The organism is Adlercreutzia sp. (assembly GCF_056795635.1).
In genome coordinates, this window is sequence record NZ_JBQIIT010000005.1 from 193,287 (window position 1) to 213,065 (window position 19,779).

General features: G+C 69.7%; 17 protein-coding genes. 13 read left to right on the forward strand and 4 right to left on the reverse strand.

Annotation, left to right across the window (positions count from 1 at the left end; translation table 11 throughout):
- Positions 1-171 precede the first annotated feature (171 nt).
- Both ACTOXK_RS05015 and ACTOXK_RS05020 read right to left on the reverse strand, forming a co-directional pair.
- Positions 172-1,059, reverse strand: coding sequence for an MBL fold metallo-hydrolase (locus tag ACTOXK_RS05015; protein ID WP_482278150.1), 888 nt, complete (start codon positions 1,057-1,059; stop codon positions 172-174).
- Between the two features lie 16 nt (positions 1,060-1,075).
- On the reverse strand, positions 1,076-1,951 hold the full coding sequence (locus tag ACTOXK_RS05020) for a nucleoside hydrolase (RefSeq protein WP_482278151.1): 876 nt from the start codon (positions 1,949-1,951) through the stop codon (positions 1,076-1,078).
- Between the two features lie 163 nt (positions 1,952-2,114).
- Here ACTOXK_RS05020 and ACTOXK_RS05025 point away from each other — a divergent pair, with 163 nt between their 5' ends.
- Positions 2,115-3,143: an aminoglycoside phosphotransferase family protein gene (locus ACTOXK_RS05025; protein WP_482278152.1), complete on the forward strand. Its 1,029-nt coding sequence runs from the start codon at positions 2,115-2,117 to the stop codon at positions 3,141-3,143.
- Between the two features lie 105 nt (positions 3,144-3,248).
- Here ACTOXK_RS05025 and ACTOXK_RS05030 read toward each other — a convergent pair whose 3' ends face one another.
- Positions 3,249-4,610: an isochorismatase family protein gene (locus ACTOXK_RS05030; protein WP_482278153.1), complete on the reverse strand. Its 1,362-nt coding sequence runs from the start codon at positions 4,608-4,610 to the stop codon at positions 3,249-3,251.
- A gap of 80 nt (positions 4,611-4,690) precedes the next feature.
- On the opposite strand from ACTOXK_RS05030, the gene ACTOXK_RS05035 reads away from it, so the two are divergent.
- From ACTOXK_RS05035 to ACTOXK_RS05070, 8 genes are all read left to right on the forward strand, one after another.
- Positions 4,691-5,635: an SPFH domain-containing protein gene (locus ACTOXK_RS05035; RefSeq protein ID WP_482278154.1), complete on the forward strand. Its 945-nt coding sequence runs from the start codon at positions 4,691-4,693 to the stop codon at positions 5,633-5,635.
- Positions 5,636-5,805: 170 nt separating this feature from the next.
- Positions 5,806-6,153 carry a 50S ribosomal protein L19 gene (gene rplS, locus ACTOXK_RS05040; protein WP_135971576.1) on the forward strand — a complete coding sequence of 116 codons (348 nt, stop codon included), beginning with the start codon at positions 5,806-5,808 and terminating at the stop codon, positions 6,151-6,153.
- Between the two features lie 110 nt (positions 6,154-6,263).
- Positions 6,264-7,049, forward strand: coding sequence for a ribonuclease HII (rnhB, locus tag ACTOXK_RS05045; RefSeq protein ID WP_482278177.1), 786 nt, complete (start codon positions 6,264-6,266; stop codon positions 7,047-7,049).
- A gap of 235 nt (positions 7,050-7,284) precedes the next feature.
- Positions 7,285-7,896 carry a YraN family protein gene (locus ACTOXK_RS05050; protein WP_482278155.1) on the forward strand — a complete coding sequence of 204 codons (612 nt, stop codon included), beginning with the start codon at positions 7,285-7,287 and terminating at the stop codon, positions 7,894-7,896.
- A 27-nt stretch (positions 7,897-7,923) separates the two neighbouring features.
- Positions 7,924-9,405, forward strand: coding sequence for a YifB family Mg chelatase-like AAA ATPase (locus ACTOXK_RS05055; protein WP_482278156.1), 1,482 nt, complete (start codon positions 7,924-7,926; stop codon positions 9,403-9,405).
- A gap of 1 nt (position 9,406) precedes the next feature.
- The gene (dprA, locus tag ACTOXK_RS05060; RefSeq protein WP_482278157.1) at positions 9,407-10,366 is read left to right on the forward strand and encodes a DNA-processing protein DprA; all 960 of its coding nucleotides are present in this window, start codon (positions 9,407-9,409) and stop codon (positions 10,364-10,366) included.
- 93 nt (positions 10,367-10,459) lie between these two features.
- The gene (gene trmFO / locus ACTOXK_RS05065; RefSeq protein ID WP_482278158.1) at positions 10,460-11,815 is read left to right on the forward strand and encodes a methylenetetrahydrofolate--tRNA-(uracil(54)-C(5))-methyltransferase (FADH(2)-oxidizing) TrmFO; all 1,356 of its coding nucleotides are present in this window, start codon (positions 10,460-10,462) and stop codon (positions 11,813-11,815) included.
- Entirely contained in the window at positions 11,812-12,753 is a 942-nt protein-coding gene (locus ACTOXK_RS05070; protein ID WP_482278159.1) for a tyrosine recombinase, read from the forward strand. The genes trmFO and ACTOXK_RS05070 overlap by 4 nt, the downstream gene beginning before the upstream one ends.
- A gap of 656 nt (positions 12,754-13,409) precedes the next feature.
- Here the strand turns inward: ACTOXK_RS05070 and ACTOXK_RS05075 are convergent.
- Positions 13,410-13,634: a helix-turn-helix domain-containing protein gene (locus ACTOXK_RS05075; RefSeq protein ID WP_135971300.1), complete on the reverse strand. Its 225-nt coding sequence runs from the start codon at positions 13,632-13,634 to the stop codon at positions 13,410-13,412.
- 266 nt (positions 13,635-13,900) lie between these two features.
- Between ACTOXK_RS05075 and ACTOXK_RS05080 the strand changes: the two genes are divergently transcribed.
- The 4 genes from ACTOXK_RS05080 to ACTOXK_RS05095 all read left to right on the forward strand — a co-directional run.
- Positions 13,901-15,208, forward strand: a complete 1,308-nt coding sequence (locus tag ACTOXK_RS05080; RefSeq protein ID WP_482278160.1) for an MFS transporter — start codon at positions 13,901-13,903, stop codon at positions 15,206-15,208.
- A 246-nt stretch (positions 15,209-15,454) separates the two neighbouring features.
- Positions 15,455-18,370, forward strand: a complete 2,916-nt coding sequence (gene uvrA, locus ACTOXK_RS05085) for an excinuclease ABC subunit UvrA (RefSeq protein ID WP_482278161.1) — start codon at positions 15,455-15,457, stop codon at positions 18,368-18,370.
- 75 nt (positions 18,371-18,445) lie between these two features.
- A complete protein-coding gene (locus ACTOXK_RS05090) occupies positions 18,446-19,171 on the forward strand; it encodes a hypothetical protein (RefSeq protein ID WP_482278162.1) in 726 nt (241 codons plus the stop codon).
- A 153-nt stretch (positions 19,172-19,324) separates the two neighbouring features.
- The coding region (locus ACTOXK_RS05095; protein ID WP_482279865.1) for a Glu/Leu/Phe/Val dehydrogenase dimerization domain-containing protein at positions 19,325-19,779 on the forward strand (455 nt) is incomplete at its 3' end.

Here is a 19,779-nt window from a genome sequence, read left to right on the forward strand (position 1 = left end):
AAGCCATAGTATAGGTCAATACCAACTATTAGACAAGATCAAATATCAAGAAATTGCGGCGGTGCCGCGGGCTTCCGCATCGAGCGCGTCGGACGGCTCGTCGTTCCGGGTCGTCCCCTTCGCGCGGCTGGAGAGGCTTGGCAAGGAGGTGCCCATTCCGGTGGCCGCGGGCTACAGCGGGATGGTCAGGCCGTCGGCGGCCACGCGGATGCGCCCCTCCCACGGGGCCAGGTAATCCTCCAGGGCAGCTAGGGTGACGGGGGCGGCGTAGTGCATGGCCAGGTGCGTGAGGTAGACGGTGCCCGCCTCCAGGGCGAGCCCCTCGGCAATGGCCTCCTGCACGCTGTGGTGGTGGGCCGGGCTCCCGTTGCGGCCCCAGAAGGTGGCGTCCAGGATGAGGGTATCGCACCCGCGCACCCGCTCCGCCGTCTCGGGCGGCAAGGGGCCCGTGTCCGAGGCGTAGAAGGTGCGGCCGCGGGGCGTCTCCATGAGGTAGCCGTAGGTGCCCGGGGCATGGGCCACGGGCAGAGCCGTGTAGGTCACTCCGTCGAAGGCCACCTGAGCGCGGGGAAGCAGCTCGTGGAAGGCGAGGATGTCCTCCAGATAGTGGAACTCGGCGAGGATGCCCTCTCGGGCGCCGGGGCTCGCGAAGCAGGGCAGGGGCGCCCCCGAGCCGAGGCGCACCGCGTACTCCAGCTCGCCGAGGCCTCCCAGGTGGTCGAAGTGGGCGTGGGTCCACAGCACACGATCCACGGCGCGGATGCCCTCGCGCTCCAGTTGGTGGCGCAGATCCGGCGGCGTGTCGATGAGGGTGGTCTCGCGATGGCGCACGGCCACGCCGCAGTCGCCGCGGCGTGCTCGGGGGTCGCGCCGGGCCTCCTCGCAGGCGGGGCAGGTGCAGAAGAAGGCGGGCACGCCGCAGCCGGCCCCCGTGCCGAGGAAGGTGAGGGTGGGGCCTGCGAGGGCCTCGATGCCGGTTGTGGGCCTTTCGGGGTGCCGGTCGGCGCGCGACGGTCGGGACGCGGGGGCGTTGGCGTCGGTGGTGCAGCGGCGGTCCATGGGCGCTCCCTCCGGGCTAGCGGGCCAGGCCCAGTCGGTCGCAGGCCCGGGACCAGCCCGCCACGGCATCGGTGAGGTAGGCGGCCGGGTCGGCGATGACCGGCGTTGCGATGGTCGCCTGGGGCGCGGCAGCCGTCGCCCGTTCCAGGTAGCCCGCGGCCAGGAAGCGCCGGTTCAGGGTCACGGGGAAGGCCTGTTGCTCGAAGAGTTCCGGCTTGATGACCATCGCCGCCGCCACCTGGTCCCATACGGCGAAGCCGTCCCAGGCGTAGCGTCCCTCCATGTCGGCGAACCAGTAGTCGATGGCCCGCATAAGCCAGCTGTCAGCCGCGAAGGCGCCGGCGAGGGCGGCGCGGGTGACGTGGGCCGCCAGGCAGGCCTGGGCCGTGGTCACCGCGACGGGCGCTCCCGAGGCGAGGATGGCGAGGGTGGCCTCTGGATCGCAGGACAGGTTCAGCTCGTCCATGATACGGCCGTTGATGACGAGGCTCTCGGTCACCCCGCCCATGAGAACGATCTCGGCGACGTTGTCGAAGAAGTTGCTGTCGGCCCGGGCCGCCCCGAGCAGATTCGTCGTGGAACCGGTGACGAGGATGGAGAGTTCTCCAGGGGCCGCGGCAGCGGCCTCGGCGAGGAAGCGGGCGGCCTCGGTGACGGTATCCCCCGGCTCCGCAGCGCCCCGGAAAACGGGGATGTCGAGCCCCAGCTCGGCGAAGAGCCGCCGCGTGTTGCCGTCCACCGTGGCCAGATCGGCGTTGCCGTAGGAGGTGCACGCGGCCTCGACGGAGCAGCGCTCGGGGTTTCCGAGCAGGTACAAGAGGGCGAGCCCGTCGTCCACGTCGCAGCCGCGCACGCCCAGGGTGTTGTCGAAATCGATGATGACCTTCTTCACGGGGAATCCTTTCTCTGTGGGAGAACGCACGGCGGGATGGCGGGGCCGGAGCACCCCCCAGGGGCCTTGTCGCGTTTCGGGCGTTCCGCAGGTTCTCTTCTCGGTATAGTATAATGCAACAACTATTAGATATAGTCTACTAACGAATCGGAGAGGAGCCGCCATGGGGGAGCCGACGAGTGGGGAAGAGGCCCGCGCCTATGTGGAGGGCAACGCCGACCTGGCCCGCGCTCTCGGGCTCGCTTCCGACGCGGAGCTGACCGTGGAGCCTTTGGCCGCCGGGGAGCACAACGCGAACTTCCGGCTCACGGCGGCGGGGCGGCTCTTCGTGCTGCGGCTGAACTACGCGAGCCAGCTGGGGCTCGCCGACCAGATCGGCTACGAGTACGGAGCCCTGCGCGCCCTGGCCCCGAGCGGTCGGGTGCCGACGGCCCTGTTCGTCGACAGCGCCGGGACGGCGGCCGGCCACGGGGTGCTCGTGGAATCCTTCGTCGAGGGGGCCTGGCTCGACTGCGCCGATCCGGCCCAGGTGCGCGAGGCGGCCCGGGTGCTCGCCGACGTGCACAGCACCCCCGTTGCCCCCGCGTGCCCGCTCCTGCGACCCCGGGATCCGCTGGCGGCCCAGCTCGCCGCCTGCGAGGGGCTCTTCGCCGCCTACGAGGCGAGTGACCGCGCCGCGCCGGTTGTGGTCGCGCGGGTGCGGCGTCTGGTCGAGCGGGCCCGCGCCGCCGTGGCGGCGGCACCGGAGCCCGGAGCGGACGCCGGCCGCATCCTCAATACCGAGGCCGTGCCCTCCCACTTCCTCATCGGCCCGGACGGCCGCGGCACCATGGTGGACTGGGAGAAGCCCGTGATCGGAGAGCCGGCCCAAGATGTGGCCTACTTTCTCTCGCCGACGAGCACCATTTGGGACACCGACGTCATCTTCGACGGGCAAACGCGGGCCCGCTTCGTCGCTGACTACTGGGAGGCCGTGGATGGCCGTTTCCCGCGGGGCTCCTTCGACGGCCGCCTGCCCGCCTACGTGATGGTGAACGCCCTGCTCGGGGTCGTTTGGAGCTGCAACGCCCTTGTGGAGTACGACGACCCGGCCCGGCCGCTCAAGAGCGACAAGACCCGCGCGAAGCTGCCGATCTACATCTCCGACGACTTCCTCGACCTCCTCGAGCGCGACTGCTTCGCGCGGGGCTAGGGCCCGCGCACGCCCGACGGCTGGGAGCGCTTCCCGAGAAGGGAAATGGCGGCCGTGTTCGTGCGCGCGGGGGGTGCCCGGCCGCTGCGGGCCGTGCGGGTCCTCCTAGGAGGCCAGCATTTCCAGGATGAGCTGGCAGCGGGTGCCGATGGGGGTGGTGCTGCCGTCCAGGAAGGGGCGGATCTCGTCGGGGGCCAGAATGAAGGGCTCGATGAGCTCGCCGGCCTCGGGCGCCGCCTCGCCGGCGGCCTCCACCTGGGCGAAGACCACCTGCACGTTCTCCTCGGCCATGCCCGTGGAGGAGAAGCCGGGCTGGGGGAGGGGTCGCAGGGGCTCGGCCACGTCGGTGCGCAGCCGGTAGCCGGTCTCCTCGGCGAGCTCCCGGGCCACGGCCGCGGCCAGATCCTCCCCGTCGTCGATGAGGCCGGCGGGCAGCGAGATGCACCAGGAGTTCAGCGGATAGCGGAATTCCCGGATGAGCAGCACCGAGCCGTCGGGCAGGATCGGCACCATGCACACGGCGTCGGGCACCGGGGCCGCCCCGGCTCCGAGGGCCGAAAGCGCCGCGGCGTAGGCCGCCGGTCCTTTGCGGGAGACGCCCTCGTAGGCGTAGGGGCGCCCGTCGGGCAGCGTGTAGCGCAGGTGGTACTTGTTGATCCAGCCGGTCGAGACGGTCTCGATGGAGGCGAGCCGCGGGGCGTCTGCCGCTACGGGCAGCTCCGCGCCCGCTCGGTCGTCGCGCCGGGCGCTGTCGGGTGAGGCGGGGGTCGTCGCGCCGGCGGGGGCGCCGTGGTCGTCGCCGGCGGGGTTCTTTCCGGGTACCGGGCTCGTCGTCCGGCTCGGTCCCACGGCTCGGGCCACCGCCCCCTCGGTGTCGCCCAGGCACTCCGGGCCGCCGCCGGCGAACTCCTCGGTCGAGAGGATCTGGATGCCCACCGTTGCCATGTCGGCGAGGTTGGCCCGTTGCGCCTCGGGGCTGCGCGAGGAGGTGGCATCGCCCAGGACCGCCACATTGAAGCCGAGGGCGAGCCCGTCGTAGGCCGTGGAGCGCACGCAGTTGGGCGTCGTCGTTCCCGCGAGGACGAGGGTGGCGATGCCGCGGCGGCGCAGCTCGGTCGCCAGGTCGGTGCCGAAGAGAGCCGACCAGCTCGGCTTCGTGACGACGGGCTCGCCGGGGGCGGGCTCAAGTTCCGGCGGGCAGGCGAGGCTGTCGGGCCACGCCGTCGAGAGGGGACGGCCGCCCTCGGCCCAGGTGCGGTAGCGCACCGCTTCCACGTCGCTGCCGTCGGCGGCATACTCCCGCCGCACATGGAAGACGGGCATGCTGTGGGCCCGGGCGGCCTCGAGGGCCCGGGCGCAGGCGGGCACGGTGGTCGCGGCCCCGGCGATGCACAGGGGCGATTCGGCATCGATGAAGCCCCTCTGCATGTCGATGAGGACGAGGGCGGCGCGGGCGGGATCGGTCATGGGGCCTCTTTCTCTCGGGTTCCAATGGTATACTGCCACCAATATCCCCATCGCGCAACTGAGAGAAAGAGAGGCCGCCCATGATCCTCCTTGGCATCCTTATCGTCCTGCTCGTCCTGCTCGCACCGCAGATCTTCTTCATCGTTCCGCAGCAGAACGTCTACATCATCGAGCGGCTGGGCAAGTTCAACCGCACCGTGGGCGCGGGCCTGAACATCAAGATCCCCGTCTTCGAGGTGGTGGCCGCCAAGGTGGACATGCGCACCCGCCAGGAGCAGTTCACCATCGACGCGAAGACCCGCGACAACGTGACTGTCACCATGGCCATCGCGGCCCAGTACCGCGTGAGCGCCCAGCCGGCGGTCCAGGGGCAGCCTTCCGGCGTGTGGCGCAGCTACTACATGCTGGCCAACCCCACGGCCCAGATGCGCTCCTACCTCATCGACGCCCTGCGCTCCAGCGTGCCCCAGTACACCTTGGACGAGGTGTTCGACCGCAAGGACGCCATCGCCTCCGACGTGAACCAGACGGTGTCCGAGCTCATGGCCGCCTACGGCTACGACGTGGTGAGCACGCTCATCACCGCCATCGACCTGCCCGCCGACGTGGAGCAGTCCATGAACCGCATCAACTCCGCCCAGCGGGAGAAGGAGGCGGCCCAGTCCCTCGCCGAGGCCGAGCGCATCAAGGTGGTCACCGAGGCCCGGGCCCGCGCCGAGGCCATGGAGCAGGCCGGCCGCGGCATCGCCGCCCAGCGCAAGGCCATCGCCGACGGCATCTCCGAGTCGCTCGCGGTCATCAAGAGCTCCGGCGTGTCGGCGGCCGAGGCCAACCAGCTGTTCATCTTCACCCAGTGGACCGACATGATGAGCGAGTTCGCCCGCAACGGCCGCCAGTCCACCGTGGTGCTGCCGAGCGACTTCTCCCAGACCGCGTCCATGTTCGAGCAGATGCTCGTGGCCCAGGAGAGCGAGGGCGACGAGGAGTTCGTCATCGTGGAGGAAGAGGCTCCCCGTCACGCCTAAGACCGCGCCCGCCGCGTCCGACCGGCGCCCCTCGACCGTTCCCGTGGATTTTCGCGGAATGGCGGGGAAATTTTCCTTGCGCGGGCGCACTAGTGGCGATATACTGTCAAATCGCGTCCATAACAAGATGAAATCGCAAGACCACTGGAAGTATAGAGTAGGAAAAGGCAATGGATATCATTCGCGCTATCGAGCAGCAGCAGATCAAGCAGGACCTCCCCGAGTTCAACGTGGGCGATAACGTCAAGGTCCACTATCGCATCAAGGAGGGCAACCGCGAGCGCATCCAGGTGTTCCAGGGCGATGTCATCCGCCGCCAGGGCGCTTCGGTCCGCGAGACCTTCACCGTGCGCAAGATCAGCTTCTCCATCGGCGTCGAGCGTACCTTCCCGGTGCATTCCCCGAAGATCGAGAAGATCGAGGTGACCCGTCGCGGCGATGTGCGTCGCGCCAAGCTGTACTACCTGCGCAACAAGGTGGGCAAGGCCGCCAAGATCAAGGAGAAGTCGTTCCGCTAGGGCGCAACTTCCGTGTACTGCCAAGGGCTCCTTCGGGGGCCCTTTTTCTTGGGCGGACCCGCGGCCGGCGCGGGTCGCAGCCCTGCCGACGATGAGAGGAGAGCCCGGTGATCGACCTGACCGTCCCCGAGATACGCGCCAAGCTCCAGCACGCCGACGCGGCTGCCTTCGCCGTGTTGGAGCGCTCGCTGGTGGCCGACACCCGCAAAGGGGTGCGCCAGGCCGTGGAGGTGGCGCGCCGTCGCCTCGAGGCTGAGGCCGCCGAGGCGGAGCGGCTGGCGGGTATGTACGCCTTCGAGCGGCAGCTGGCCGCCGAGCGGGGCGGGCGGGTGGTCCTCGGCCTCGATGAGGTGGGGCGCGGTCCTTTGGCCGGTCCCTTGGCCGTGGGCGGCGTCGTCCTGGGGGAGGAGGTCATCGCCGGGCTCAACGACTCCAAGCAGGTGCGGCCGGAGGACCGCGAGGCCATCGCGGGCGCCGTGCGCGAGCGGGCCCGGGCGTGGACGGTGCAGTACGTGGAGCCGGCCGATATCGACCGCGACGGTATGACCGCCTCCCTGCGCCGGGCGTTTCGGGCCGCCATCGCCGCCGTGGAGGCGGCCGGCGTGGCCGTGGACGTGGTGCTTCTGGACGGCAATCCGCTCCATTTGGACGAGCGGGAGGTGAACGTGGTGAAGGGCGACGGGAAGTGCGCCTCCATCGCCGCGGCCTCCATCGTGGCCAAGGTGGCCCGCGACGGCCTCATGGAGGCCTACGACGCCGAGTACCCGGGCTACGGCTTCGCGGGGAACAAGGGCTATGGGTCCGAGGGGCACTTGGCGGCCATTCGCGAGCGCGGGCTCACCCCCATCCACCGGCGCAGCTTCTGTACCTCCTTCACCCAGGAGAGCCTCTTCTAGCGGCCCCGAGGGGCGAGAGCGCGGTCCGGCGGATGGCTCGCAGGTGTGTTCGGGGCGGGGTCGTGGCGGCTCGCGGGCGGCGTGGGAGCGGCCCTTCGGGGACGCGGCGGCGGCCTGCGGGCGGTTCGGCGACGGTGCCGGGGCGGTGCGCGGCGGGAGTCATCGGCGGTTTTCCCGCGACATAAGTGCGACTTTGGGAGAGTAGGGTGCTCCTACCGAGAAAGGAGCACACCTCATGGTCACGATAGAGGAAGCGGCCGCCGGCCGCGCTGCGGCGCCCGTGAAGAAGCGCCGCCAGGCCAAGCACGCCGACGCAGGGAAGCACGCCGCCCCGGCCGAGGGCGAGAATAAGCCGCGGAGACGCAAATCCTCCCCGCGGAAGGCATCGCCGGGGGCTGCGGGGTCCGCCGCCCGGCGGTCGTCGTCCAAGGGGAAGACGACTGCGAGCGGATCGGCGGCCGCCGCGGCCCGGGAGCCGCGCGGGCGGCGCAACCGGGCCCTCGGGGCTCGGGGGGAGGATGCGGCCGTCCGCTTCCTCGAGGCCCGGGGCTACCATATCCTCGAGCGCAACTGGACCTGCTTCGCCGGCGAGGCGGACATCATCGCCGCCGACGAGGCGACCCTCGTCTTCATCGAGGTGAAGACGCGCCGCGATGATTCCCACGGGCTGCCCTCCGAGGCCGTGGGCCGGGCCAAGCGCGAGCGCTACGAGAAAATCGCCCTCGCCTATGTGACCGACCATTTCTTCGACGAGGCCGTGGTGCGCTTCGACGTGGTGGCCATCACCGTGCTGCCCGAGGACCGCGCCTTCGTGAGCCACCACGTCGGCGCCTACTCGGCGGGCTGAGTCATGGCCTTCGGACAATGCGCGGTCATGAGCGCCACCGTGCGCGGAGTCGATGTGGTGCCCGTCACCGTGGAGGTGGTGGTCTCCGGGGGCCTGCCGGGCATGGCCATCGTCGGTATGCCGGACGCGGCCATCCAGGAGGCCCGGGAACGGGTGCGGGCGGCCATCCGCGCCGCCGGCTTCAAGATGCCGGGGGAGAAGATCGTCGTGAACCTGGCGCCGAGCCATCTGCGCAAGACCGGCTCGGGCTTCGATCTGCCCATCGCCCTGGGCATCCTCGTGGCCACCGGCCAGATCGATCCGGCTTGGGCCCGGGACACCCTCTACGTGGGGGAGCTGTCGTTGGACGGCACCGTGCGCCCTGTGGCCGGAACCCTGGCCTGCGGCATCTGCGCCCGTTCCCGCGAGCTCGATTTCGTCTGCGCCCGGGACAGCGACCCGGTGCCCCTGGAGGGCGTGCGCATCCTCGCCATCGACCGTCTCGATGCGGCGGCGGGGGAGGGCGGGGCGGCCCGGTGCCTGTGTCTCCACCGTCGCGGCCGGGGCGCTTCGGAATCGTCGGGGGCGGCGGACTATCGCGAGGTGTCGGGCCATGAGGGGGCGAAGCGCGCCTTCCAGATCGCAGCCGCCGGCGGTCACGGCCTGCTCATGATGGGGCCGCCCGGCGCCGGCAAGACCATGCTCGCCTCCCGGATGCCCTCTATCCTGCCGCCCCTCGATCCCGATGAGGCCCTCGAGGCGGCGGTGGTGCACTCGGTGGCCGGCGAGCCCATCGCCGCCGTCATCGCCGGCGAGCGCCCCTTCCGCAGCCCGCATCATAGCGCCTCCCTCGCGGGGCTCGTGGGCGGGGGCAGCCCCATCCGCCCCGGGGAGATCTCCCTGGCCCATCATGGTGTCCTCTTCCTCGACGAGCTGCCAGAGTTCCGGTCATCGGTGCTCCAGGGCATCCGCCAGCCGTTGGAGAGCGGGGCGGTCACCATCACCCGGGCCGACGGCAACGTGGTCTTCCCGGCCCGCTTCATGCTCGTGGGCGCGGCGAACCCCTGCCCCTGCGGCTACTTCGGCGACGACCGTCACGAGTGCACCTGCACCGTGCCCCAGATACGGGCCTACCAGAATCGCATCGGCGGTCCGCTCATGGATCGCATCGACATTCACCTCGATGTGCGGCGCACGCCGCCGAGCGTCGTGCTCTCGCCCCAGGGCGGCCTCGATTCGGCCACCCTGCGGGAGGGGGTGCTCCGTGGCCGCGCCTTCGCGGCACGGCGCGCGGGCGGGGCGACGGGCCGTCGGGCGCCGCTCAGCGTCGAGGGATGCGCCCTGGACGACGGGGCGCGGTCGTTTCTCGTGTCCGTGGCGGAGCTGCACTCCATGAGCGGCCGGGCCATCGTGCGCACCCTGTCGGTGGCGCGCACCATCGCAGATATGGACGAGGCGGAGACGGTGGGGTGCGAGCACCTGGCCGAGGCGGTGAGCTACCGCGTCCGCGACGGAATAGGAGGTTGCTGACATGCCCGTGTTATCCATGAGGCTCTCCGGCGAGCGCTTCGAGCTCGCCAGGGACGACGGGGCGTTCCCGCCCCTGCTCAAGGCTTGTCCCCGGCCCCCCGAGCGTCTCTACGGGGTGGGCGATCCTGCGGCTCTGCGCCCGGGGCTCGCCGTGGTGGGGGCGCGCCGGGCGACGCCCTACGGCCGTACGGCGGCTCGGCGCTTCGCCTCGGCCGCTGCCGCCCGGGGCATTCCCATCGTCTCCGGGGGCGCCCGGGGCTGCGATGCGGTGGCCCACGAGGCGGCCCTGGCCGCCGCTTGCCCCACCGTGGCCTTCCTCGGGGGCGGCTGCGACCAGCTCTATCCCGCCGAGAACGCCGGCCTGTTCCAGCGCATCGTCGACGGCGGCGGGGCCGTGGTGTCCGAGCGCCCCTGGGACTTCCCGCCCCAGCCCTACACCTTCCGCGAGCGCAACCGGCTCATTGCGGGGCTCGCGCGCGCTACGCTCATCGTGGAGGCCGGGCTGCCCTCGGGCACCTTCTCCACGGCCGACGAGGCCCTGGCCGCCGGACGGGAGGTGTGGGTGGTGCCGGGGGCCATCACCTCTGAGAATTCCCGCGGTGCCAACCGCCTGCTCTACCAGGGCGCCCTGCCCATCATCGACGACGACAGCTTCGCCGACGCCCTGTTCCTCACCTACGGGTGCCTGAGGGAGCCAGAGGCGGAAGGAGAAAAGAAGGAGGGTTCCGATGGGGCGCCTCCGGGCCAGAGCGGCGAGGAGGCCCTGCTCGCCGCTCTGGCCGCCGAGCCCCTCGGTATGGAGGAGCTGCGATCTCTTGCTCGGGCCCACGGTCCGGCGGGAGGGGAGCTTCCGTGGCTCATGGTCTGGCTCGCCACGGCCCAGCGGGACGGCCTTATCGCCCAGTACCCGGACGGCCGCTACGGGCCGCGGGTGCCCGCGCCGGAAGGAGGCCGCCCATGAGCCGCGCGATCGCGACGTCCTGGGGGAGCGCCGCCGGATTGACGGGGGTGGCCGTGCCGTTATTTGGTATCCTGTTGAGCCATGACGTACCATGTGAACATAGTAGGCGGCGGTCTGGCCGGCAGCGAGGCGGCTCTCGACCTGGCGGATCGCGGCATCGCGGTGAGCCTGTGGGAGATGCGCCCCGAGCGCCGGACCCCCGTGCACCATACGGGGGGCCTGGCCGAGCTCGTCTGCTCGAACTCCCTCAAGAGCACCAAGCCCGACAGTGCGGCGGGACTGCTGAAAGAGGAACTGGCGGCCCTCGGCTCGCCGCTCATGGAGGAGGCCCGGGCCACGGCCGTGGCGGCCGGCGGTGCCCTGGCCGTGGATCGGACGCTGTTCAGCCGGGCGGTGACCGAGCGCGTGGAGGCCCATCCCCTCATCGAGGTGGTGCGGCGGGAGGCGACGGACATCGCCGCGCTCGCCCGCGGGGCCGACGCGGTCGTCCTGGCGAGCGGCCCGCTCACCTCCGACGGGCTCTCCTCGGCGCTCATGGCTCTGACCGGCCGCGGCGCCCTGGCCTTCTACGACGCCGCGGCCCCGGTGGTGATGGCGGACTCCATCGATCGGGAGCGCGTGTTCCGCCAGAGCCGCTACGAGGATGCCAGCGCCGGCGGCGACTACCTGAACGCCCCGTTCTCCCGGGAGGAGTACGAGCGCTTCGTCGACGAGCTGCTCGGCGCCGAGCGGGTCATCGCCAAGGACTTCGAGAGCCGGGAGCTGTTCCAGGCCTGCCAGCCCATCGAGGAGATCGCCCGGGCCGGCCGCGACGCACCGCGCTTCGGGGCCCTCAAGCCGGTCGGCCTCACCGATCCGCGCACGGGACGCCGCCCTTGGGCCGCCCTCCAGCTGCGGGCCGAGGACGCCTGCGGCCAGAGCTACAACCTGGTGGGCTTCCAGACCAACCTCACCTTCCCGGAGCAGCGCCGCGTATTCCGCCTCATCCCTGGCCTGGAGCAGGCCGAGTTCGCCCGCTACGGCGTGATGCACCGCAACACGTTCCTCGACGCGCCGCGCCTGCTGGACGGTCACGGCCGCCTCGTCTCCGATGAGGCCCGGGCCCTGGGCGCGCCGATCTACGTGGCCGGTCAGCTGGCCGGCACCGAGGGGTACTGCGAGGCCATCCGCTCGGGGCTCCATGTTGCCCTGGCCGTGACGGCCGGCCTGCGCGGGCGCGCTCTGCCGCCGCTGCCGCCCGACACGGTATGGGGGGCGCTTCTGGCCTACGCCACGGACCCGGCCACGGCGGACTACCAGCCCATGCACGTGAACTTCGGCATCCTGCGGCCCCTCGACCCGCCGGTGCGCAACAAGCGGGAGCGCTACGGCGCCTACGCTCGCCGGGCCTCGGCGGCCCTCGACGGCTACCGCGCCGCCCTCGAGGCCGCGGGCCTGATGGCGCCATGACGGCCGAGGAGCAGCCCGAACTGCCCGGTGCCGGTGACGTGGAGCGGTTCTGCACCGCCCTGGCCGTGGAGCAGGGGGCCTCGGCCCACACGGTGCGGGCCTACCGCGACGATCTGCGGGCCTACCTGGCGTGGGCCCACCGCAGCGGCGTTGCCCCCTGGGAGGTGTCCTACCGCCAGCTGCGCCGCTATTTGGCCGAGCTCGACCAGGCCCGCTACGCCCGCACGACCATCAAGCGCCATCTGTCCTCGCTGCGCTCGTTCTTCCGCTGGGCGAATCGCGCCGGCGTCACCGCCAACGACCCGGCCGGAGTCGTCCAGGCCCCCAAGGCTGCGCGGCGGCTGCCCAAGACCATCGCCCGGGACGATATGGCGGCCCTGCTAGCGGTCTACGGCGAGATGGATGCCGACGGCGCCCCCCGGGAGCAGACGCCTGCCGAGATGCGGGACGCGGCCCTGCTCGAGTTCCTCTTCTCCTGCGGTGCCCGCGTGTCCGAGGCGGCGGGGTTGCGCGCGGCCTGGGTCGATTTCCCGGCCGGCGAGGTAAAGGTGTTCGGCAAGCGGTCCAAGGAGCGCATCGTGCCCCTGTCCCGGAAGGGAGCGCGGGCCATGGAGCGCTATCTGAGCGAGGCGCGGCCGGCCCTGCTCCAGGGGCAGGCCAGCGAGTTCTTCTTCGTGTCGAACCGCGGCCGTCCCTTGAGCGCCGACAGCATCCGCAAGATGTTCAAGCGGGCCCTGCGGGCCGCTGGCCTCGACGAGAGCCTGTCGCCCCATGCCATGCGCCACTCCTTCGCCACCGAGCTGCTCGATGGTGATGCCGACCTGCGCAGCGTCCAGGACATGCTCGGCCACGCGAGCCTGTCCACCACCCAGATCTACACCCACGTGAGCCCCGACCGCCTCAAGCGCGTTCACGGCCTCGCCCATCCCCGGGCGTGAGTCCCGCCGCCCGTTGGCGCCTCGCCTGAGTTCGCGCTTCCATCAGCGTCCCACCTGAGGTCGGCCGCTCAGCGCTCAGTTGTGGGGGAGGGGCTGGCGCATTCGTGCGCGCCGTTGCGCCGATGCCGCTGTGGCGGCATCTTCCACCGAGACGGTCTTCTCGCGGCCCTCTCGCGTCCTGCTCGCGGGATATGCCCTTCCGTTACGGCGCGAAAACGGCCCCGTGGCGCGGATGTTTCGATGCGGTTGCTCGCTTCCTACGGTTGTCCCGTGCAAGGCGCCCGGTGTCGCATCCGTGGGAAGATGCTCCCAAAGGTTGCCAAGGGCCCGGCCTTGAGCCGGGCCGCCGCTGAAGGGAGGAGCCATGAGTCGCAAGAAGGCGAAGATGCTGTTTTGGGCGGCCCTCGTCGTGCTCGCCTACATTCCCTATCTCATGCAGACCGCCGGCCACGCCATCCTGTAGCGCGGCTTCTGATTCCAGGACCCCGCTAGGGAGACCTATGGCCCCGCTGCCCATAACGATCAAGGCAGAATGATTCGCAGGATCGCCGGTGCGAAAAGCGAGTGGGGGATGCGGCGGCTATGGCGAAACGACCCGCGCGGGGGATTGCCGATGTGGGATGGGAGTGGGGGAATGCCTCAGTCCAGCATCTCGGTTAGAACGTGATGAGGTCGCGCAGTTCCATATCGAGGGCGTCGGCGATGGCTATGTACATGGCGATGCTGGGATTGTGCTGGCCCTTCTCGATGCGATGGATATGGGCCTGATCGGTGCTGATCATCTTGGCGAGCTTGTCTTGGGACAAACCTTGGTCCTTGCGCTGCCGACGGATCTCGGCGCCCAATTCCATGATACGTTCCCGTGTCGCTGCTCTGTTCATGGGATCATCTTATGGTTATGCCCCTTTTGACGTATGCCAGAAGAAACATAAATCGGTGTTTGCCCGGCCCTGCGCCGTCCGCCGTCGGCAGGCGGTTGCGGTGGATTGCCGTTTTCGCGCCCAATGGGGCCGTTTCATCGCTGAGCGGCGAACTTCGCGTTTCCCCTTGAATTCCGCGCTCCGGGGGTTCATACTGCTCGCACCTTCTCGGGGGTGACCTCCCGAAAGGTTCTAAGGCTGGCACGTTGGACCCATGGAGGATGGCAATGCACAAGGCGCATTTGACGGACGCTCAGTCCCTGCGCGGTTTTATCCTGGCGACCTTCGCCTTTCTGGCTATTTTCGCATCGACGGCGGTGCCCATTCCGCTGTATGCCGACTACCAGGTCACCATCGGGCTCACGACGGCCGACATCTCCAACACCATGTTCACCTATCTCACGGGCGTGAGCCTGACGCTGTTTTTGGCCGGTCGCGTGTCCGATTCCCTCGGCCGCGTGCCCGTGGCCAGCCTCACCGTCATGCTGGCCGTCTTCGGCTGCATCATGTTCCTGCGGGCAGGCAGCGGCGCCGACGTGCTCGCCGCCCGTTTCGTGCAGGGGCTGGCCGCCGGCCTCGGCATGAGCGCCGTATCCTCCCTCGTCATTGATTGCGTGGGGGAGAAGCACCTGATCTGGGGATCAACGGTGGCCAGCTGCGGCGCCATGTTCGGCATCATGGTCGGCTCCATCGGCGTGGGCGTCCTGTACGACCTCGTGCCCGACCTGACGGTCATCTACGGGGTCATGATCGCGATCCTGGTTCTGTGCCTGTTCCTCGTGAACTTCGTCCACGAGCCCCTCGACCGCACCGTCTCGCTGCGGGCCTCCATCCGACCGCGCATCTTCATTCCCCACGATTGCCGGCACCTGTTCGCTGCCGTGGCCGTGGTGTACCTGTCCACGTGGATGGTGGGCTGCTTCTTCCAGTCGTTCTCGGCGCCCATCGCCTACGGCTGCTTCGGCGCCACCTCGCCCCTGCCCGGCTCGGTCATCCTGGCCCTCGCCATGGCCCCCTCGGTGCTCGGCGGTCCCCTCGTGCAGCGCTTTCGGCCCAAGCAGGCACTCGTGGCCTCTATGGGAGTGACCACGGCCTCGGTCGCGGCCCTGGCCCTGTTCGTGGCCACGGGCGCCGAAGGGGCCTTCATGGCGGCCTGCGGGCTGTTCAGCCTGGCCATGGGGGCGGCTCTGGCCACGGCCCTGCGCATGCTGCTGCTGGAGGTGAACGTGCTCCAGGTGTCGGCCATTCTCTCCTCGGTGAACCTCGTGGCCTACGCGGGCTCGGCGGTGACCGGGCTTCTGTGCGGGGCCCTGCTCGGCGCCACCTCCTACGTGGTCGTGTTCGCTGTGATGACCCTCGTGCTCACAGCCTCCTGCGCCTTCGTCGTGGCCACGGTGCGCACGGCCCGGGTGCGGAAGAAGTCGAAGCGCCTGACCCTGCGCCGCTTCCACAAGAGGCGCAATGCCGAGCTGGCCGCCTTGGATGAGGTGCCGTCCGAGGTAGTCGCCGAGGACGCCGCGCCGGCCCTTGCCTAGGGGCGTTCGAGCCGGGCGGTCGGCCGCACCGGCCTCCGCTGAGGGTGTCGGCCGTGCCGCCCAGTGCGGTGCCACGGCCCGTGGTGCGAGCCTGCGAAGATTCCATGGAGGCGAACAAAAGTTCCCTTTAAGGCTGGCGCGACGGCCCGGTGCCCACTAAAATAACCAGCGAAAACTAGAAGCTGCGCAGCGGGCCTCCCCTCAGGGCGCCCGCTGCGCTACGTCGCGAAGGAAACGAAGCGATCTATGGCAAATGAAATCGTGATCAAGGGCGCCCGCGAGCACAATCTGAAGGACGTCGATCTCACCATACCCCGCGACGAGCTCGTGGTCATCACGGGCCTGTCCGGCTCGGGCAAGTCGAGCCTCGCCTTCGACACCATGTACGCCGAGGGCCAGCGCCGCTACGTGGAGAGCCTCTCCAGCTACGCCCGCATGTTCCTGGGCCAGATGTCCAAGCCCGACGTGGACTCCATCGACGGCCTGTCGCCGGCCGTGTCCATCGACCAGAAGACCACTTCGAAGAACCCCCGATCCACCGTGGGCACCACCACCGAGATCTACGACTACCTGCGCCTGCTGTTCGCGCGGGTAGGCGTGCCCCACTGCCCCGAGTGCGGTCGCGAGATCAAGAAGCAGACCACCGACCAGGTGACCGACGACATTCTCCGTCTGGGAGACGATGCCCAGGGCGAGGCCACCAAGGCCATCCTCATGGCGCCGGTGGTGACCGGCCGCAAGGGCGAGTTCACCAAGCTCTTCGCCGACCTGCAGAAGGAGGGCTTCTCCCGCGTGCGCATCGACGGGGAGATCGTGAAGATGACCGGCGAGCCCATCACGCTGAACAAGAAGATCAAGCACTTCATCGATGTCGTGGTGGATCGCGTCACGCTGAAGGAGTCGGCCACGAGCCGCATCGCCGAGGCCGTGGAGCTGGCCTGCAAGCTGGCGAGCGGGCGCGTGCTCGTGCAGGTGCTCGGGCCCGATGGCAACCCGCTCGGCGAGGCCGGCGTCACCTCCTCCGGGGCCACGGGCGGCCTCGGAGAAGGGGAGCACCTGTTCTCGCTCGCCCTGGCCTGCCCCGAGCACGGCCACTCCATGGACGAGCTCCAGCCCCGCGACTTCTCCTTCAACGCCCCCTACGGCGCCTGCCCCGACTGCCTCGGCATCGGCAGCCGCGACGAGGTGGACGCCTCGCTCGTGGTGCCCGACCCCTCCCTTACCCTGAACGAGGGGGTCATCGCCCCCTTCAAGAGCGGCAACTATTATCCCCAGGTGCTGCGCGCCGTGGCCGAGCACGTGGGCACCGATGCCGACACCCCCTGGGAGGACATGCCCAAGAAGGCCCAGAAGGCCATCCTGCACGGCCTGGGTGACGAGAAGGTGCGCGTGGACTACCGCACGGTGGACGGCCGTGACACCTACTGGTTCATCGAGTGGGAGGGCGTCATCGGGGCCGTGAAGCGCCGCTACGCCGAGGCTCAGTCCGACGCCCAGCGCGAGAAGCTGGCCGCCTACTTCGCCACCGTGCCCTGCGAGACCTGCGGCGGCCAGCGCCTGAAGCCGGAGATTCTGGCCGTCACGGTGAACGACCGGTCCATCCACGACGTCACCGAGATGTCGGCGGCCGAGTCGCTGGCCTTCTTCGAGGGGCTGCACTTCACCGGCCAGGCAGCGGTCATCGCCGTCCCCATCGTGAAGGAGATCCGCGAGCGCCTGCGCTTCCTCGTGGACGTGGGCCTGGACTACCTCACCCTGGAGCGGGCCACGGCCACGCTCTCGGGCGGCGAGGCCCAGCGCATCCGCCTGGCCACCCAGATCGGCGCCGGGCTCATGGGCGTGCTCTACATCCTGGACGAGCCCTCCATCGGCCTGCACCAGCGCGACAACGAGCGGCTCATCGCCACCTTGGAGCGCCTGCGCGACCTGGGGAACACCGTGGTCGTCGTGGAGCACGACGAGGACACTATCCGCGCGGCCGACTTCGTGGTGGACATGGGGCCGGGCGCCGGCGAGCACGGCGGCGTGGTCATCGCCGCGGGTACCCCGGCCGAGGTTATGGCCACGGAAGGCTCCATCACCGCCGACTACCTGGCCGGCCGCCGTCGCATCGAGGTGCCCGCCGAGCGGCGCCGCCCCAAGCGCGGGTCGGTGAAGATGACCGGCGCCACGGAGAACAACCTGAACAACGTCACGCTGGAGGTGCCCATCGGCACGCTGACGGTCATCACCGGCGTGTCCGGCTCCGGCAAGAGCTCCCTGATCACCGACACCCTGGCCCCGGCCCTGGCGAATCGCCTGAACCACGCCCATCGCCGCACCGGGCCCTACCGCAAGATCACGGGCCTCGAGAAGCTCGACAAGGTCATCAACATCGACCAGAGCCCCATCGGCCGCACGCCGCGCTCGAACCCGGCCACCTACATCGGCCTGTGGGACGACATCCGCGCCCTGTTCGCCAGCACGCAGGAGGCCAAGGCCCGCGGCTACGCCCCGGGGCGCTTCTCGTTCAACGTGAGCGGCGGCCGCTGCGAGGCCTGCAAGGGCGACGGCCAGATCAAGATCGAGATGCACTTTTTGCCCGACGTGTACGTGCCCTGCGAGGTGTGCAACGGCGAACGCTACAACCGCGAGACGCTGCAGGTGACCTACCGCGGCAAGAACATCTCGGAAGTGCTCGACATGACCGTGGAGGACGCGCTCGTCTTCTTCGAGAACATCCCGGGCATCCGCCGCAAGCTGCAGACGCTCTTCGACGTGGGTCTCGGCTACATCCGCCTCGGCCAGCCGGCCACCACGCTCTCGGGCGGTGAGGCCCAGCGCGTGAAGCTCGCGAGCGAGCTGCAGAAGCGCCAGAGCGGCAAGACCTTCTACATCCTGGACGAGCCCACCACGGGCCTGCACTTCGAGGATGTGCGCCAGCTGCTGGAAGTGCTCCAGCGTCTGGTGGACGCCGGCAACACCGTGCTCGTCATCGAGCATAACCTGGACGTCATCAAGTGCGCCGACCACATCGTGGACCTAGGTCCCGAGGGCGGCGACAAGGGCGGTACCATCATCGCGAGCGGCACTCCCGAGCAGGTGGCCGAGGTGGAGGGCTCCTATACGGGCCGCTTTGTCAAGCGCATGCTGGAAGAGGCGAAGAGGCCGCCCGTGGCTTAACGTTGCCCCGCCCATCTCGTGGACATCGGCCCCCGTCGGGTTCGCTCCGGCGGGGGTTCGCTATAATTAAGGGCTATGAAGAAACGCACGCGGGAAAAAGTGGCCCTCTTGGTTTTCGCGCTGCTCGTCGTTCTCGGCGGCAGCGTGCTCTTGCGCTATTTCGAGACAGGCCGCTCCTGGAACGTGGCCGCCTCGGTGGTGGACGACGCCTTCGGGCAGATGAAGGGCTACACGGCCATCGTCTACGACGGCACCTTCGACAGCCTCGACGCCCTGCGTCCGGCCGTGGATCCCGAGGCTATCGGGGCCGAGGAGCCCACGAGCCTGGGGGCCATGGTGCTCTCCGAGCTCTCGCGACTGCCGCTGTCCATGCGCGAGCGGCCCGTGTACGCCTCGGACGTGCGCTCGCTCTACGAGGAGAAGGGGGCCGGCGTCATCACCCTGGACGCCGCCGATCTGCGCCGCTACGAGAAGCCCACCATCCTCATGGCCGGCGACCGCAAGATCGGCGTTGTGGCCATCGACTACTACGCCTCCAAGAAGCAGCTGGAGAAGGTGCGCCGCACGTTGACGGACGCCGGGGCCCAGTCCCTCGTCTGCCTTGTGCCGCGCCTGTCGTGCCTGGCCACTATCGAGGGGTTCCAGGCGGTCATCGTCACCGACGACGATCAGGCTGAGCCGGGGCTCGGGGAGGGGGCCGAGGGAGCCCACATCGTCTACGCCCCCGAGCGGGGCTCGGTGGGGGTCGTGCTGCTGACGGCCCTGAACGTGCCCTCCTCCAAGGTCTACGCCTCCCTCTGATTCCGTTTACCGCCGCCATCCGCGTCCGGCGGTCCCCTTTGTTTCCTGTCAGTTAAAAACTCATCGTCTCGCAGAAGGCGCATCCTATAATGCGGCCAGAAGCCAGCGGGCGTGCGCGCACCGCGGCGCCCCGATACGTCAAGGAGGTCCGCATTGAGTTACGTCGAGAACGTCATCGAGCAGGTGAAGGCGAAGAACGCCGAGCAGCCCGAGTTCATCCAGGCCGTCACCGAGGTGCTCCAGTCCCTGGAGCCGGTCATCGAGGCCCATCCGGAATACGAGCAGGCCTCCCTCCTCGAGCGCATCGTGGAGCCCGAGCGCGTGGTCATGTTCCGCGTGCCCTGGGTGGACGATAACGGCAAGGTGCAGGTCAACCGCGGCTTCCGCGTGCAGTTCAACAGCGCCATCGGCCCCTACAAAGGGGGACTCCGCCTGCACCCGTCGGTGAACCTTGGCATCATCAAGTTCCTCGGCTTCGAGCAGATCTTCAAGAACAGCCTGACCACGCTGCCCATGGGCGGCGGCAAGGGCGGCTGCGACTTCGACCCGAAGGGCAAGTCCGACATGGAGGTCATGCGCTTCTGCCAGTCCTTCATGACCGAGCTGGC

Excerpts from the sequence above, each read along its gene's own strand:
- ACTOXK_RS05015 (WP_482278150.1), bottom strand. The coding sequence starts at position 1,059 with ATGGACCGCCGCTGCACCACCGACGCCAACGCCCCCGCGTCCCGACCG.
- ACTOXK_RS05025 (WP_482278152.1), top strand. The coding sequence starts at position 2,115 with ATGGGGGAGCCGACGAGTGGGGAAGAGGCCCGCGCCTATGTGGAGGGC.
- ACTOXK_RS05030 (WP_482278153.1), bottom strand. The coding sequence starts at position 4,610 with ATGACCGATCCCGCCCGCGCCGCCCTCGTCCTCATCGACATGCAGAGG.
- ACTOXK_RS05035 (WP_482278154.1), top strand. The coding sequence starts at position 4,691 with ATGATCCTCCTTGGCATCCTTATCGTCCTGCTCGTCCTGCTCGCACCG.
- rplS (WP_135971576.1), top strand. The coding sequence starts at position 5,806 with ATGGATATCATTCGCGCTATCGAGCAGCAGCAGATCAAGCAGGACCTC.
- ACTOXK_RS05050 (WP_482278155.1), top strand. The coding sequence starts at position 7,285 with ATGGTCACGATAGAGGAAGCGGCCGCCGGCCGCGCTGCGGCGCCCGTG.
- ACTOXK_RS05055 (WP_482278156.1), top strand. The coding sequence starts at position 7,924 with ATGAGCGCCACCGTGCGCGGAGTCGATGTGGTGCCCGTCACCGTGGAG.
- dprA (WP_482278157.1), top strand. The coding sequence starts at position 9,407 with ATGCCCGTGTTATCCATGAGGCTCTCCGGCGAGCGCTTCGAGCTCGCC.
- ACTOXK_RS05070 (WP_482278159.1), top strand. The coding sequence starts at position 11,812 with ATGACGGCCGAGGAGCAGCCCGAACTGCCCGGTGCCGGTGACGTGGAG.
- ACTOXK_RS05075 (WP_135971300.1), bottom strand. The coding sequence starts at position 13,634 with ATGAACAGAGCAGCGACACGGGAACGTATCATGGAATTGGGCGCCGAG.
- ACTOXK_RS05080 (WP_482278160.1), top strand. The coding sequence starts at position 13,901 with ATGCACAAGGCGCATTTGACGGACGCTCAGTCCCTGCGCGGTTTTATC.
- uvrA (WP_482278161.1), top strand. The coding sequence starts at position 15,455 with ATGGCAAATGAAATCGTGATCAAGGGCGCCCGCGAGCACAATCTGAAG.
- ACTOXK_RS05090 (WP_482278162.1), top strand. The coding sequence starts at position 18,446 with ATGAAGAAACGCACGCGGGAAAAAGTGGCCCTCTTGGTTTTCGCGCTG.